The 13,426-nt window shown below is 61.8% G+C and carries 11 protein-coding genes; 9 read left to right on the top strand and 2 right to left on the bottom strand.

Annotated elements, in window-relative coordinates; all coding sequences use genetic code 11:
• The first annotated feature begins 171 nt into the window (after positions 1-171).
• The 7 genes from BCF11_RS19120 (at position 172) to BCF11_RS19090 (ending at position 7,504) form a co-directional block, all read left to right on the top strand.
• Positions 172-2,652, top strand: a complete 2,481-nt coding sequence (locus tag BCF11_RS19120) for a heavy metal translocating P-type ATPase (protein WP_098496149.1) — start codon at positions 172-174, stop codon at positions 2,650-2,652.
• Between the two features lie 4 nt (positions 2,653-2,656).
• On the top strand, positions 2,657-3,046 hold the full coding sequence (gene cueR, locus BCF11_RS19115) for a Cu(I)-responsive transcriptional regulator (protein WP_098497584.1): 390 nt from the start codon (positions 2,657-2,659) through the stop codon (positions 3,044-3,046).
• 21 nt (positions 3,047-3,067) lie between these two features.
• Positions 3,068-3,463, top strand: a complete 396-nt coding sequence (locus tag BCF11_RS19110) for a hypothetical protein (RefSeq protein WP_098496148.1) — start codon at positions 3,068-3,070, stop codon at positions 3,461-3,463.
• 147 nt (positions 3,464-3,610) lie between these two features.
• Complete coding sequence (locus tag BCF11_RS19105; protein WP_098496147.1) at positions 3,611-5,005, top strand: TolC family protein; 1,395 nt, start codon at positions 3,611-3,613, stop codon at positions 5,003-5,005.
• Between the two features lie 2 nt (positions 5,006-5,007).
• Positions 5,008-6,399, top strand: coding sequence for a multicopper oxidase family protein (locus BCF11_RS19100; RefSeq protein ID WP_098496146.1), 1,392 nt, complete (start codon positions 5,008-5,010; stop codon positions 6,397-6,399).
• 34 nt (positions 6,400-6,433) lie between these two features.
• Positions 6,434-6,925, top strand: a complete 492-nt coding sequence (locus BCF11_RS19095) for a plastocyanin/azurin family copper-binding protein (RefSeq protein WP_098496145.1) — start codon at positions 6,434-6,436, stop codon at positions 6,923-6,925.
• A gap of 231 nt (positions 6,926-7,156) precedes the next feature.
• Positions 7,157-7,504 (top strand): copper-binding protein, encoded by a 348-nt coding sequence (locus BCF11_RS19090; RefSeq protein WP_199110929.1) that lies wholly within the window; start codon positions 7,157-7,159, stop codon positions 7,502-7,504.
• A 15-nt stretch (positions 7,505-7,519) separates the two neighbouring features.
• Here the strand turns inward: BCF11_RS19090 and BCF11_RS19085 are convergent, their stop codons facing one another.
• On the bottom strand, positions 7,520-8,023 hold the full coding sequence (locus BCF11_RS19085) for a hypothetical protein (protein WP_098496144.1): 504 nt from the start codon (positions 8,021-8,023) through the stop codon (positions 7,520-7,522).
• Between the two features lie 164 nt (positions 8,024-8,187).
• Here BCF11_RS19085 and argA point away from each other — a divergent pair, with 164 nt between their 5' ends.
• Both argA and BCF11_RS19075 read left to right on the top strand, forming a co-directional pair.
• Positions 8,188-9,498: an amino-acid N-acetyltransferase gene (gene argA / locus BCF11_RS19080; protein WP_098497582.1), complete on the top strand. Its 1,311-nt coding sequence runs from the start codon at positions 8,188-8,190 to the stop codon at positions 9,496-9,498.
• 94 nt (positions 9,499-9,592) lie between these two features.
• A complete protein-coding gene (locus BCF11_RS19075) occupies positions 9,593-9,865 on the top strand; it encodes an oxidative damage protection protein (protein WP_061938913.1) in 273 nt (90 codons plus the stop codon).
• 153 nt (positions 9,866-10,018) lie between these two features.
• Here BCF11_RS19075 and BCF11_RS19070 read toward each other — a convergent pair whose 3' ends face one another.
• Complete coding sequence (locus BCF11_RS19070; protein WP_199110927.1) at positions 10,019-13,357, bottom strand: glycoside hydrolase N-terminal domain-containing protein; 3,339 nt, start codon at positions 13,355-13,357, stop codon at positions 10,019-10,021.
• Positions 13,358-13,426: the final 69 nt, after the last annotated feature.

Raw genomic sequence — 13,426 nt, 5'->3', positions numbered from 1 at the left:
AGGAATCCTAACTTGCCAGCACCCTCCGCCATATAGCGCAACGCGTATAGCCGGTAGAGCTTTCCAGCGCAAAAAACGGCAAAAAGCGCGGGCGGTTAAAATTGTGCTTGACCTTCCCATCGTTGGAAGGTCCATCATCAAGCTATCCCCACTCCCTGAACCGAGTCCACCATGAGCAGCACCCAAGCATTGACCGAATTCCAGTTAGCGATAGAAGGCATGAGCTGCGCCTCCTGCGTTTCCCATGTCGAAAAGGCCTTGCGCAAGGTCGCCGGCGTGCAGGATGTCAGCGTCAACCTGGCGACCGAACTGGCCACCGTGCAAGGCGACAGCGCAACCGCCATCGGCCCGCTGGTGGCGGCGGTGGAAAAAGCCGGCTATGTGGTCAAACAAGAGGAAGTCACGCTCGCCATTGAAGGCATGAGCTGCGCATCCTGCGTCAGCCGGGTCGAGAAAGCCTTGTACAAGGTGCCGGGAGTGCAAAGCGTGGCGGTCAATCTGGCCAGCGAAAAAGCCACCCTGAGCACCGCTGGCGTAGTGCCGCTGGAAAGTCTGATTGCAGCGGTGCAGGCAGCGGGCTACGAAGCCACGCTGCCGTCATCCGCGGCAGATGCCGCGGTGCCCGGCGCCGGCAAACCTGCATTGCCGAGCTGGTGGCCGGTGGCCGCCGCAGGCGTGCTGACGCTGCCCCTGATCCTGCCGATGCTGCTGATGCTGCTGATGCCGTTCGGCGGCGACGGCGCCCTGCCCGGCTGGTGGCAGCTGGCGCTGGCGACGCCGGTGCAGTTCTGGCTCGGCGCCCGCTTCTACCGGGCCGGCTGGCGCGCGCTGAAGGCGGGCAGCGGCAATATGGATTTGCTGGTCGCGCTCGGCACCAGCGCCGCCTGGGGCTTGTCGCTGTATCTGCTGCTGACGGAGGCACATGGCGCCATGGCGCATCTGTATTTCGAAGCATCGGCCGCGGTGATCACCCTGGTGCTGCTCGGAAAATGGCTGGAGACCCGCGCCAAGCGCCAGACCGCCGACGCCATCCAAGCCTTGAATGCGCTGCGTCCGGAACGGGCGACGGTGCGGCGCACTCAAGGCACGAACAGCGTCGACCATGAAATCGCCGTCGCCGCCTTGCAGCTGAAGGACGTGGTGGTGGTGCGCGCCGGCGAACGCATCGCGGTGGACGGCCTGGTGCTGGAAGGCCAGAGCCAGGTCGACGAATCCCTGCTGACCGGCGAAAGCCTGCCGGTGGAAAAACAAGCCGGAGACAGGGTTACCGCCGGCGCCATCAACGGCAGCGGCCTGCTATTGGTCACGACTACCGCCATCGGCGCCGAAACCACGCTGGCGCGCATCATCCGCATGGTCGAGCATGCGCAGGCCGCCAAGGCGCCGATCCAGCGCCTGGTGGACCAGGTCAGCGCGGTGTTCGTGCCGGTGGTGCTGGCGATTGCCTTGCTGACCTTGCTAGGCTGGGGCTTCAGCAGCGGCGACTGGCAGCAGGCCTTGCTGAATGCGGTAGCGGTGCTGGTGATTGCCTGCCCTTGCGCACTGGGACTGGCGACGCCGACCGCGATCATGGCCGGCACTGGCATCGCGGCGCGCTTTGGCATCCTGATCAAGGATGCGGAAGCGCTGGAAATCGCGCACCGCATCAGCGTCGTCGCTTTCGACAAGACCGGCACCCTGACTGTCGGCCATCCTACGCTGCTCAACTACCTGCCTGCAGCGACCGGTGCAGACGCCGCCAGCGATCTGCTGGCGCTGGCGGCGGCAGTACAGCGCAACAGCGAACATCCGCTGGCGCGCGCCGTCATCGCCGCCGCCAGCCAGGCCGGCATCGCGCCGACGCTGACCACCGGCAAAGTGCAGAGCGTCGCCGGACGCGGCGTGCAAGCCAGTATCGGCGACATCCAATGCTTCCTGGGCAGCAGCCGCTGGATGCATGAGCTGGGAATGGATACCGCAACGCTGGCCACAGCGGCCGCCGGATTGGAAGCGGAAGGCCGCACCATTTCCTGGCTGGCGACCGAGCAGGATGGCCTGCGCACGGTGAACGGCTTGCTGGCGTTCGGCGACGAAATCAAACCCACTGCCAAGGCCGCGATCAGGCAATTGCAGCAGCAGGCTATCCGGGTCGCCATGCTGAGCGGCGACAACCGCGGCAGCGCCAATGCAGTCGGACGCCAGCTTGGCATCAGCGAGATCCATGCCGAGATCCTGCCTGCCGACAAAGCCAAGGCTGTGATTGACTTGAAAGCTGGCGGCGCCGTGGTGGCGATGGTCGGCGACGGCATCAACGATGCGCCGGCGCTGGCGGCGGCCGATGTCGGCATCGCCATGGCGACCGGCACCGACGTCGCCATGCAGGCCGCCGGCATCACGCTGATGCGCGGCGATCCGGGCCTGGTGGCGGACGCCATCGACATCTCGCGCCGCACCTACAGCAAGATCCGCCAGAACCTGTTCTGGGCTTTCATCTACAACCTGATCGGCATTCCGCTGGCGGCGCTGGGCTACCTCAATCCGGTGCTGGCCGGCGCCGCCATGGCCTTCAGCAGCGTCAGCGTAGTCAGCAACGCCCTGCTGCTGCGCCGCTGGCGGCCTGCTGCGCATCTGCCTGTCAATCTGTCTGCCAAGGAGGCATCGCATGACAACTAAAGCCATAAATATCGGCGACGCCGCCAGCGCTTCCGGCGTCTCGGCCAAGATGATCCGCCACTACGAAGAGATCGGCCTGATCCCGGCCGCCAGTCGCAGCGATTCCGGCTATCGCACCTATGCCGAGCGCGATGTGCACCTGCTGCGCTTTATCCGCCAGGGCCGCCTGCTGGGCTTCTCGATGAAGCAGATCGCCGAGCTGATCGGCCTCTGGCTGGACCAGTCGCGCCCCAGCAGCAAGGTCAAGCAGCTGGCGCTGACGCACATCGCCGAACTGGACGACAAGATCAAGGAACTGCAGGCGATGAAGGGCACGCTGGAGCAGCTGGCCTGCCATTGCCACGGCGATGCTCGGCCGGATTGCCCGATCCTCGATGGCCTTGCGAAATTATAATTCGATGCTAAAATCCAGACCATGTTTTCCCTGAACCGCCTGAAGAACCTGTTGATACTGCTGTTGGCGCTGGCAATCCCCTTGCAAGGATATGCGGCGGCGGCGATGGTTTTCTGTGGCCAGGAAAAACCTGTCGTAGCGAGTGTCGCCGGCCATGCCGGCATGGCGCATCATCATGCCGAGGCGCAAAACGCCGGCCAGGCGCAGCATGGCGATTCCGATCATGCGGCCTCGCACGACAAGTCCTCCACTTCATGCAGTTCCTGCGCAGCCTGCTGCGTTGGCGTGCTGCCGGTCAATGCGCCGCTCACCGCCGTGCTGCCTTTGCCTGTGATTCATCCTGTTGTTTTCCCACTGTCGGGTTTCGTCGGCTACACGCCGGAAAACCCTGAACGCCCCCCTTCACTCCTCGCCTGACGCCGTCATTCCAAGTTCTTGCTGCATGCCCTGCAGCGGCAGCTTGCCAGACAGCCGATACAGCAACCGTAGCCGTCGTACACGCCTGTGAGCGTGCTCGCCAACGCTGGTGCATCGCGCTGCATTTGATTCGTTATCGAGGATGCCATGTTCATTTTTTTACGCAGGCGCGTGCTGCCTGCCGCGCTGCTGGCCGTCCTGGCCGGTTGCGCCAGCCTGAGTCCTGACCAGGGTTTCGGCGAGGTCGCCGCGCTCGCCAAGCCCAGCCTGGGCCAGACGCCGCCGCGGGCGCGCTCCGATGAAGAGCGTGCCGCCAGCCGGCAAATGGTGCAGCAACTGCTGCAAAAACCGCTCTCGGTCGACGCCGTCGTGCAGATTGCCCTGCTCAACAACCGCGGCCTGCAAGCCGACTATGAAGCGCTGGGCATCGCCGAAGCCAGCTGGGTGCAGGCCAACCGCCTGCCAAATCCCGGCTTCAGCTTCGGCCGTACTAGCAGCGGCGACGACATCAAGATAGACCGCAGTTTTTCCATGGCGGTGATGGGCTTGCTGACCTTGCCGCTGACTGCCCGCATCGAAGCCCGGCAATTCCAGGTCAGCAAGCTGAACACCGCCAACCGCATCCTGCAAGTTGCCGCGGACACCCGCAACGCTTACTACCAGAGCGTCGCCGCCAGCCAGAGCGTACGCTACCAGGAACAGGTTGAAAGCGCCGCCGCTGCCGGCAGCGAACTCGCTGAGAAAATGGCAAAGGCGGGCAATTTCAATCAGCTGGAACTGGCGCGCGAACAAGCGTTTCATGCCGACGCCGTGACCCAGCTGGCGCGCTCGCGGCAGCTGGCGGTGGCGGCGCGGGAACAACTGATCCGCCTGCTAGGCCTGAGCGGCGAGCAAAGCGGATTCACGCTGCCGCAGCAGCTGCCCGAGCTGCCCAAGCAGCGCCCTTCCTTGCAGGATAGCGAACAGCTGGCAATGGCGCAGCGGCTCGATATCGCGGCAGCGAAACTGGAAGTGGACGGCTTGCAGCAAACCCTCGGACTGAACCGCGCCACGCGTTTCATCAACGTGCTGGAACTGGCTTATCTGCACAATTCCGAACCGGGCGCCTCGCGCGAAACCGGCTACCGGGTCAGCCTTGAGATTCCCCTGTTCGACTGGGGCGGCGCGCGCGTCGCCAAATCGGAAGCGATCTACATGCAAGCCGCGCAGCGGCTGGCGGAAACCGCCTTGAACGCGCAATCGCAGGTGCGGGTTTCCTATGCCGATTACCAGAGCGCCTACGACCTGGCGCGCCACTACCGCGATCAGGTGCTGCCGCTGCGCAAGCGCGTCTCGGACGAATATCTGCTGCGCTACAACGGCATGCTGTCCAGCGTCTTCGAGCTGCTGGCGGACGCCCGCGAACAAGCCAATGCGGTGAATGCCGCCATCGACGCCAGCCGCGATTTCTGGATGGCGGACAACGCCATGCAGCTGGCGCTGGGCGGCCCCGTCAACCAGCCGCCGCAAAGCGCGGCAAGCGCCAATCCACAAGGAAAATAAGCATGAGCCATTTATCGAGACGCGCCTTTTTGCAAGGCTCCGCGCTGGCGGTCAGTGCCGGCGCGGTCAGCCGCATCGCCGCCGCCAGCCTGCCCGAAGCCGTAATACAAACCCAGGCCGGCACCCAGCCGCCGCTCAACCCGGCCAGCGGCCGCCCCTATCAGCCGGTGGTCACCCTGAACGGCTGGACGCTACCCTGGCGCATGAACAACGGCATCAAGGAATTCCATCTGGTGGCGGAACCTGTAGTGCGCGAGATCGCACCCGGCATGAAGGCCAATCTGTGGGGCTACAACGGCCAGAGTCCCGGGCCGACCATCGAAGTAGTGGAAGGCGACCGCGTGCGGATTTTCGTCACCAACAAACTGCCCGAGCATACCTCGGTGCACTGGCACGGCCAGCGCCTGCCCAACGGCATGGACGGCGTCACCGGCCTGACCCAGCCCGGCATCAAGCCCGGCAAGACCTTTGTCTATGAGTTTGTGGCGCGGCGCGCCGGCACTTTCATGTACCACCCGCATGCCGATGAAATGGTGCAGATGGCGATGGGCATGATGGGCTTCTGGATCACCCATCCGAAAGATCCCTCGTTCATGCGGGTCGACCGCGATTTCGTGTTCCTGCTGAATGCCTACGATATCGAACCCGGCGCCGCCACGCCGCGCGTCAATCAAATGACCGATTTCAACCTGTGGACCTGGAACAGCCGCGCCTTTCCCGGCATCGATCCGCTGGTGGTGCGGCAGCACGACCGGGTCCGCATCCGGGTCGGCAACCTGACCATGACCAACCATCCCATCCACCTGCACGGCCACGAATTCGTGGTGAGCGGCACCGACGGCGGCTGGACCCCGCCCGCCAGTCGCTGGCCAGAGGTCAGCGTCGACATCGCCGTCGGCCAGATGCGCGCCATCGAATTCGACGCCAGCGAGCCGGGCGACTGGGCCCTGCATTGCCACAAATCGCACCACACCATGAACGCCATGGGCCACGAGGTGCCGACCATGATCGGGGTCGACCAGAAATCGGTGCTGAAGAAAATCAACCAGCTGATCCCCGACTACATGGTGATGGGCGACAAGGGCGGATCCATGGGCGAAATGGAAATGCCGCTGCCGGACAACACCCTGCCGATGATGGGCGGCCAGGGGCCCTACGGCTCGCTGGAGATGGGTGGCATGTTCAGCGTAGTCAAGGTGCGGGCCGGACTGGCGCGCAACGATTACCGCGATCCCGGCTGGTATCGCGCGCCAGCCGGCAGCGTCGCTTATGAATGGCAAGGCGCAGCTGCCGATTTGCCGGCCGCCGGCAGCCCCCGTCCAGCGGCATCAGACGCTGCAGACAAGGAGACGGTCGTCAACGTCGTCAAGCCTGCCGCACATCGCCATCAATAGAATATTATATTTTTATTAATCAAAGGAGTCATCCATGAAAACTTCCCTCTTTATCTCCCTGCTCTGGTCCGCTTCACTGGTTTTCGCCGGCGCCGCGCATGCCGACGCCGGCCACCATCACGCCGACAGCGATGACGCCATCGGCCAGCCCGGCCTGATGGTCGACGTCACGCGCACCGTCAAGATCGACATGGGCGACAACATGCGCTTCACGCCCGCCGACATCCGCGTCAGGCAAGGCGAAACCGTACGCTTCCTGGTCAGCAACAGCGGCAAGCTGAAGCATGAAATGGTGATCGGCAGCGCGGCCCAGCTGGCGCAACACGCGGCGCTGATGCGCAAGATGCCGGAGATGGAGCATGAAGACCCTAACCAGGTGACGGTCGAGCCAGGCAAAAACGACGAGCTGGTGTGGAAGTTCGACCGTACCGGCACGGTGGATTTTGCCTGCCTGGAGCCGGGGCACTACGAAGCCAGCATGGTTGGAAAAATCGTCGCCGCGCCCGCCAAAGCCTCGTCCAATTGAGCAAAAATTCCAAAGCAATAGCATTTTGACATTTGGTAACGAGCTGTAAAAAGCCGGTACTTTTTGCCTGCGGTCGCCGAGTATGGACCTCTGAAGCGGCGCTTGATAAGCGCTCGGGCGGCCGCATATAGGGTAAAACAGCGAGAGTATTCTCAGCCATCCCCCGGCATAAGCGATGTCAACATGCCAAATTGAACACACCGAACACTTCAGTTTGAAAGGATCAAGATCATGCAATACTTGCAAATATTCGTCATTCTCACCACCCTGATCGTCGGCATCCCTCTTAGCAGCATGGCAAGCGCCAGCGACGCCAAGGAAGTGCAAACCACGCCAGCCGACGAAACCGCGCTGCCCATGGTCGCCGGAGAAATCCGCAAGGTCGATACCGGCAACGGCAAGATCACCATCAAGCACGATGAAATCCCCAACTTCGGCATGCCCGCCATGACCATGCTGTTCAAGGCCGGCGATCCGGCCATGCTGGAACAGTTCAAGACGGGCGACAAGATCAGGTTTGCGGTCGACAAGGTGGATGGTGCCTTGACCATCGTCAGCCTGGAGCTGGCGGCGGAATAAGCCAGGATCGCGGTCTTATGGACGCCGGTTGACTATCCGGATATCCGGCGCCTCATTCGCCGGATTCACCAGTTCCAGCGTGACCACCGGCCCTTTGCGCGGGTCATGCAGGAAGGTGATCCTCACCTTGTGCGCAGTCTCGATGCCGGCAAAATCCCTGGCCAGTATCCTGGTCACCGTCGGCAATTCCTCCGAACCGAGGGCGAAGGCATCGCTTTCGTTCTGCTGGTCGGAAGGGATGTGACCGTTCTTGTAGATACAGGCCACGGCTTGCTCGGCGGCGATGCCATTGCTCATGAGAAATGAATCGTTGACCATGAACAGGGCTGGCGGGATCTTGGCCAGGTCCAGCCGGCTGACGTCCGGCCAGTCGTTCTTGGTGATCACTTTGCCGCCCTCGTAATATTTGGCGACAAACTGGTCGCCCATGCAGGGCAGGTGTTCCGTCGCCGCCTCTGCGTGCTGCAACAGCTGTTGCACATCGGCGGGCTCAAATTCCACAGTAATCGTATTTATCATGGCCGGATTATCGCATTGCAGGCGGGATTCCGGGCCAGTGCGCAGACAAGTCTTGCCCCTGTTCACGCAGCGCCATCCAGCCTGTCCAGGCCGCCGGCGATAAAATTGGCGCCAAACTATCGAATCCCTGCAGTCAATACCACGTCCTGTATATAATGTGCGGCATGGAAAACCCCAATGAATTCGTAGAATGGCTGCGCTCTGTCGCGCCGTATATCCATGCCTTCCGCGGCAAGACCTTTGTGGTCGCCTTTCCGGGCGAACTGGTGACCGCCGGCGCGCTGCCGGTGCTGGCACAGGATCTGTCGCTGCTGCATGCGCTTGGCATCAAGGTAGTCATCGTGCACGGCTCGCGGCCGCAGGTGGAAGAGCAGCTGGCGCTGCGCAATGTCGAAGCGCGCTTTCACAACGGCTTGCGCATCACCGACATCGCCGCCCTCGAATGCGCCAAGGAAGCGGCCGGCGAACTGCGCCTGGATATCGAAGCCGCATTTAGCCAGGGCTTGCCCAACACGCCGATGGCGCATGCGGCCATCCGTATCATTTCCGGCAATTTTGTCACTGCCCGTCCGCTCGGCGTGATTGATGGCGCCGACCTGCAGCTGACCGGCGTGGTGCGTAAGATCGACTACGACACCATCCATCCGATCCTGAACGCCGGCGGCCTGGTGCTGCTGTCGCCGCTGGGCTTCTCGCCGACCGGCGAAGCATTCAATCTGACCATGGAAGACGTGGCTGTCGCAGCGGCGATTTCCCTCCGTGCCGAAAAATTGATCTTCATCAGCGAAACGCCGCTGATGAAGGATGCCGGCGAGACTGAAATCCGTGAACTGTCTTCGCACCAGGCGCAAGCCGTGCTGGACAGCGGCTGCCTGCCGGCCGATTCCGCCTTCTACCTGCAGCACGCCATCAAGGCCTGTAATGCCGGCGTGCCGCGCGCCCACGTGGTGCCCTTCGCCACCGACGGCTCGGTATTGCTGGAACTGTTTACCCACGATGGCGTGGGCACCATGATTTCCTACGAAAACCTGGAAAGCCTGCGCGAAGCCACGATTGAAGACGTCGGCGGCATCCTGAAGCTGATCGAACCGCTGGAAGCCGACGGCACGCTGGTCAAGCGCGGCCGCGAACTGATCGAGCGCGAAATTCATTACTTCTCGGTGATCGAGCATGACGGCGTGATCTTCGGCTGTGCCGCGCTGTATCCCTTCCCGTCGGAACGCATGGCGGAAATGGCTTGCCTCACCGTCAATCCGGAAGTGCAGGCGCAAGGCGACGGCGAGCGCATCCTCAAGCATATGGAAAGCCGCGCCCGCGCGGCGGGCTTCAGCAAGCTGTTCGTGCTGACCACCCGTACTTCGCACTGGTTCCTGCGGCGCGGCTTCGTCCACGCCACGGTCGACGACCTGCCCAAGGACCGCCAGCACATGTATAACTGGCAACGAAAATCGCTGGTATTGATCAAGACTCTTTAAAATCAAGATCAGGCGCCAGTCGAACCATCCTCCAATCTATTGATCTTATTAGTGAGCCTGTTGCCCGGGCTCGCATCATCTACAAGGAAAAACCATGGCACGCACCATTCATTGCATCAAGCTCGACAAAGAAGCCGAGGGCCTCGACTTCCCTCCTTACCCGGGCGAACTGGGCAAGCGCATCTATGAGAGCGTTTCGAAAGAAGCCTGGGCCGGCTGGCTCAAGCACCAGACCATGCTGGTCAACGAAAACCGCCTGAACCTGGCCGATGTGCGGGCTCGCAAATACCTGGCGGTGCAGATGGAAAAGCACTTCTTCGGCGACGGCGCCGACGCCGCTACCGGCTATGTGCCGCCAACGGAATAAGCAGGCTTTACAGAAGAACTCCCTTCCCGCCCTCCTCTGCGCCAAAACAAATGTTGCTTGTTTTGGCGCAGCAGCAGCATCTCCCGCCGGCAGCCCTGCCGCAACTCACATTCCGATCCAAGCTCCCTCTTTGATCAGGGTTTGCGGCCTGACTTATGCAGGAACAACATTGTTCACCATGCCATTCACACTGACCTTCACCGCCGATTTGTCAGGCGCCTTGTCGGCAATGATGCTGTACGAGGTCACCACGCCGTTGCTCCAGGCGCAGCTGACCTTGTAGCCGCCCCTTGCGCGCAAGCCGGTAAATGAGCCCGCGGCCTGCCAGGCGGCGGGACATGCCGGCAGCAATACGATGACGCCCTCATGGCTTTGCAACAGCATCTCGGCAACCGCACCGGAAATGCCCAGGTTGCCATCTATCTGGAACGGAGGGTGCGAGCAAAACAGGTTATTCATGGTGTTATAGGTCAGCAGGCCACGCAGCATCGTTTGCGCCCGTTCGGCATCTCCCAGCCGTGCGAACAAGGCGCAGCGCCACGGCCAGGTCCACGAGCGGCGGCTGTCGCCCGACACGGTGGCCGCGGTGAACGGCGCGCCCGCCTTCTCGCCGCAGCGCGCCTTGAGCGAAACCAGGGCAGCGGCGGCGAAGGCGGGGGTTTTCGAGACGGTGACCTGGCGGCCCGGATACACGGCAAACAAATGCGAAGTGTGGCGGTGGATATCGTTGGGATCGTCAATGTCTTCCTGCCATTCCTGCAACTGGCCCCAGCTGCCGACCTTGTTCGGCGCAAGGTTTGCCTGCATGGCCGCTATCGTGGCTTGATAATCCGCGTCAAGGTTCAGAACCTTGGCCGCATCCTGATAATTCTGGAACAAGTCCCAGATGATCTGCTGATCGTACATCACGCCATCTTCGACCGGTCCGTGTTCCGGCGACCAGCCATTGGGCGACACCAGCTTGCCGTCGGCGCGTGTCTTCAGACGGCCTTCCCAGAACTGGCAGATCTCCTTGATGATCGGATACGCCGTATTTTTCAAATAATTTCTATCCTGGGTGAACGCAAAGTGTTCGAACAGGTGCAGCGCATACCAGGCGCTGGAGACATTGTTCCAATCCCAGCTGTTGCCACCAAAAATGCTTTGGCTGGTACGCGCCGTCCAGCCCTTCACATTGCTGCCGAACTGCTTTTTCGAAGCGATGCGGCAAGGTTCGGCCGCCTGGCCGACGAAATCGATCAATGGCAAATGGCTGTCCGGCAAGGCGGTGCTTTCCGCTCCCCAGTAGTTCATCTGTATATTGATATTATTATGATAATCGCTATGCCAGGCCGGGCTGTTGGAGTTGTTCCATAAGCCCTGCAGATTGGCTGGCAAGCCGCCGGCGCGCGAACAACTGGCCAGCAGATAGCGGCTGTAGTTGAACATCGTCTGTTCCAGCGTCGGGTCTGAGCTGCTGCCGGAACTTCCATAAGCACTCAGGCGCACATCTGTCGGCAGATTCTTCAAGGAGGCTGCGCTGCGGCCCCAGTTGACGTCCACTGCCGCCATCAGAGGCTGGAAATCCGAAAAATGCGAGGCGTACAGATTGGCGAACGATAGCGCCGCAGCCGCGCCAAGGCTTGCATTGGCCACGGCGAGCGGGTCGCTGCCGCTGCGCCAGCCGCCGCTATAGCTCGCCGCGTAATTGGTCCTGGCATCCAGCAGCAGCAGAATGCTGTCGCAGCCGCTGAACTTGATATTCGCACCGCTCTGCGTAGCGCTGCCATTGCTGCGGATCAAGCGCGCCTTGGCGGCGTACTTCAGGCTGTTGTCGGCCAGGCTGTTGCTGAAGGACAGGCTTTCTTCATTAGCTGAAACCAAGGCCGTGATGGCGTCGCCAGATTGCCCGGACGCCAGCTGCAACAGGCCGGACAAGCCTCCCGGCGTTTCCGACCGCAGCTGCATGACGATCAGGTTGTCGGCCTTGCTGGCAAACGTCTCGCGGATGAAATAATTGCCGCCGTAAAGATAGCTGGTGGTCTGCAGGCCGTTCTGCAGATTCAGGCGCCGTTCGTATTCGCAGGCGACAGCCTTGCCTGCGGTGGTAAACGCTGAGCCGTCCAGCACAACATCTGCAATCTGGAAATGTCCCTTCTTGGGATCGCCAGCGCCTGCATCCGCCGGGCATTTGGAGGTATCAAAGCTGAAGCGCCAGTAGCGATAGCCGGTCGAACCGCTCAATGCAAAAGTCTGCTGCATCCCGCGCGCCGAGAACGGCGCTATCGATTTGCTGTCCAGCTGGGTCCAGCTGACGCCGTCGTTCGAGCCCGCCAGCGTCCAGATCTGCGGGTCGCGCGCGGGTACGTCATTGGCGCTGGTCAGGGCATAGCTGGAAATGGTCTGTGCCGCTCCCAGATCCATCTGCCATTGCACGATCTCGCCCGGATTCACGAACACGCACCATTTGGTATCCGCCTTGCCGTCGACAGAACTGTCGATGCGCTCGCTGCCGGAACTGGTCAGCGCGCCCATGCCATGGCCGGACGGCGAGAAAGCATAGAGCGACTGCGACGACGGGTTTTGCAACAGGCTCACGCCGTTCAATCCTATTTCCGCAATCTGGAAATGACCTTCGTTGAGCGCGGCTGCCGATACCGTGAAATCGATCTTGTAAAAACTAAATGCAGTGGCGTTTGAAAACGTGTAGCTATTTGCCTGCCCCCGGTTGGCGAACGGGGTGGCCGTGAAATTCTGGCTATCCAGCACAGTCCAGCTGCTGCCGTTATTGGAACCGGATACCACCCACTTGAGAGGATCCCTTGCAGGCACGTCGTTGGCGGAAGTCAGTGTGTAAGTGGAAATTACGGCGGCACCGGAGAGCGTTGCCTGCCAGGTGACCAGGTTCGGCGGACTGACGATGCACCACTTGCTGCTGAGATTGCCGTCAACGGTGGACAAGATGCCCTCGCCTGCACTGGAAGCGCTGGCGCTGACATTCGGCGAAGTGATCGCCGGCGGCAGGCTGGCGCCCAAGGACAGAGAAAGGTTGCCGAAGTTCTGATAGCTGCCGAAGGGATCGCCATAGTCAGCGCCATCATAATTGTTGGTGCCGGTCCACAAACTCTGCTCATTGAATTGCATCTGCTCCAGCAGCACGCCGCCCGCCAGCATGGCGCCTGCGCGGCCATTGCCGATCGGCAGCCAGGTGCTGGCCCAGTCGTTGCCGGCAGCCTGGTAGAACAGGTTCTGGCTGGCGTTGCCGGCGATCGGCGCGGTCCGCGCTATGCCGGGCAGATCGGCTTTGCTACTGGCCTTGGGGGTGGCAGACGCAATCGCTGCATTGGGACTGTCGGCACTGCCGCCGCCGCAAGCGGCCACCAGCGGCGATGCCGCCAGCGCCGTCATCTGGCTCAGCAATTTGCGCCGCGAGGGATTGGCCGGTACGCCTTTAGCCGATGTGATCGTTGCAGCGACAGCAGGAAGAAATTCAGCATTTTTTCTTTTCGTCATGACGCTCGTCTCCAGTTATGTAGCAGCCCCGATTTGAAAATTTCTTCAACGTCCGCACCATCCATGCCC

Source organism: Collimonas sp. PA-H2, from assembly GCF_002564105.1.
Classification (GTDB): domain Bacteria; phylum Pseudomonadota; class Gammaproteobacteria; order Burkholderiales; family Burkholderiaceae_D; genus Collimonas.
This window is presented reverse-complemented; position numbering and strand designations above follow the sequence as displayed.

Excerpts from the sequence above, each read along its gene's own strand:
- BCF11_RS19120 (WP_098496149.1), top strand. The coding sequence starts at position 172 with ATGAGCAGCACCCAAGCATTGACCGAATTCCAGTTAGCGATAGAAGGC.
- BCF11_RS19110 (WP_098496148.1), top strand. The coding sequence starts at position 3,068 with ATGTTTTCCCTGAACCGCCTGAAGAACCTGTTGATACTGCTGTTGGCG.
- BCF11_RS19105 (WP_098496147.1), top strand. The coding sequence starts at position 3,611 with ATGTTCATTTTTTTACGCAGGCGCGTGCTGCCTGCCGCGCTGCTGGCC.
- BCF11_RS19100 (WP_098496146.1), top strand. The coding sequence starts at position 5,008 with ATGAGCCATTTATCGAGACGCGCCTTTTTGCAAGGCTCCGCGCTGGCG.
- BCF11_RS19095 (WP_098496145.1), top strand. The coding sequence starts at position 6,434 with ATGAAAACTTCCCTCTTTATCTCCCTGCTCTGGTCCGCTTCACTGGTT.
- BCF11_RS19090 (WP_199110929.1), top strand. The coding sequence starts at position 7,157 with ATGCAATACTTGCAAATATTCGTCATTCTCACCACCCTGATCGTCGGC.
- BCF11_RS19085 (WP_098496144.1), bottom strand. The coding sequence starts at position 8,023 with ATGATAAATACGATTACTGTGGAATTTGAGCCCGCCGATGTGCAACAG.
- argA (WP_098497582.1), top strand. The coding sequence starts at position 8,188 with ATGGAAAACCCCAATGAATTCGTAGAATGGCTGCGCTCTGTCGCGCCG.
- BCF11_RS19075 (WP_061938913.1), top strand. The coding sequence starts at position 9,593 with ATGGCACGCACCATTCATTGCATCAAGCTCGACAAAGAAGCCGAGGGC.
- BCF11_RS19070 (WP_199110927.1), bottom strand. The coding sequence starts at position 13,357 with ATGACGAAAAGAAAAAATGCTGAATTTCTTCCTGCTGTCGCTGCAACG.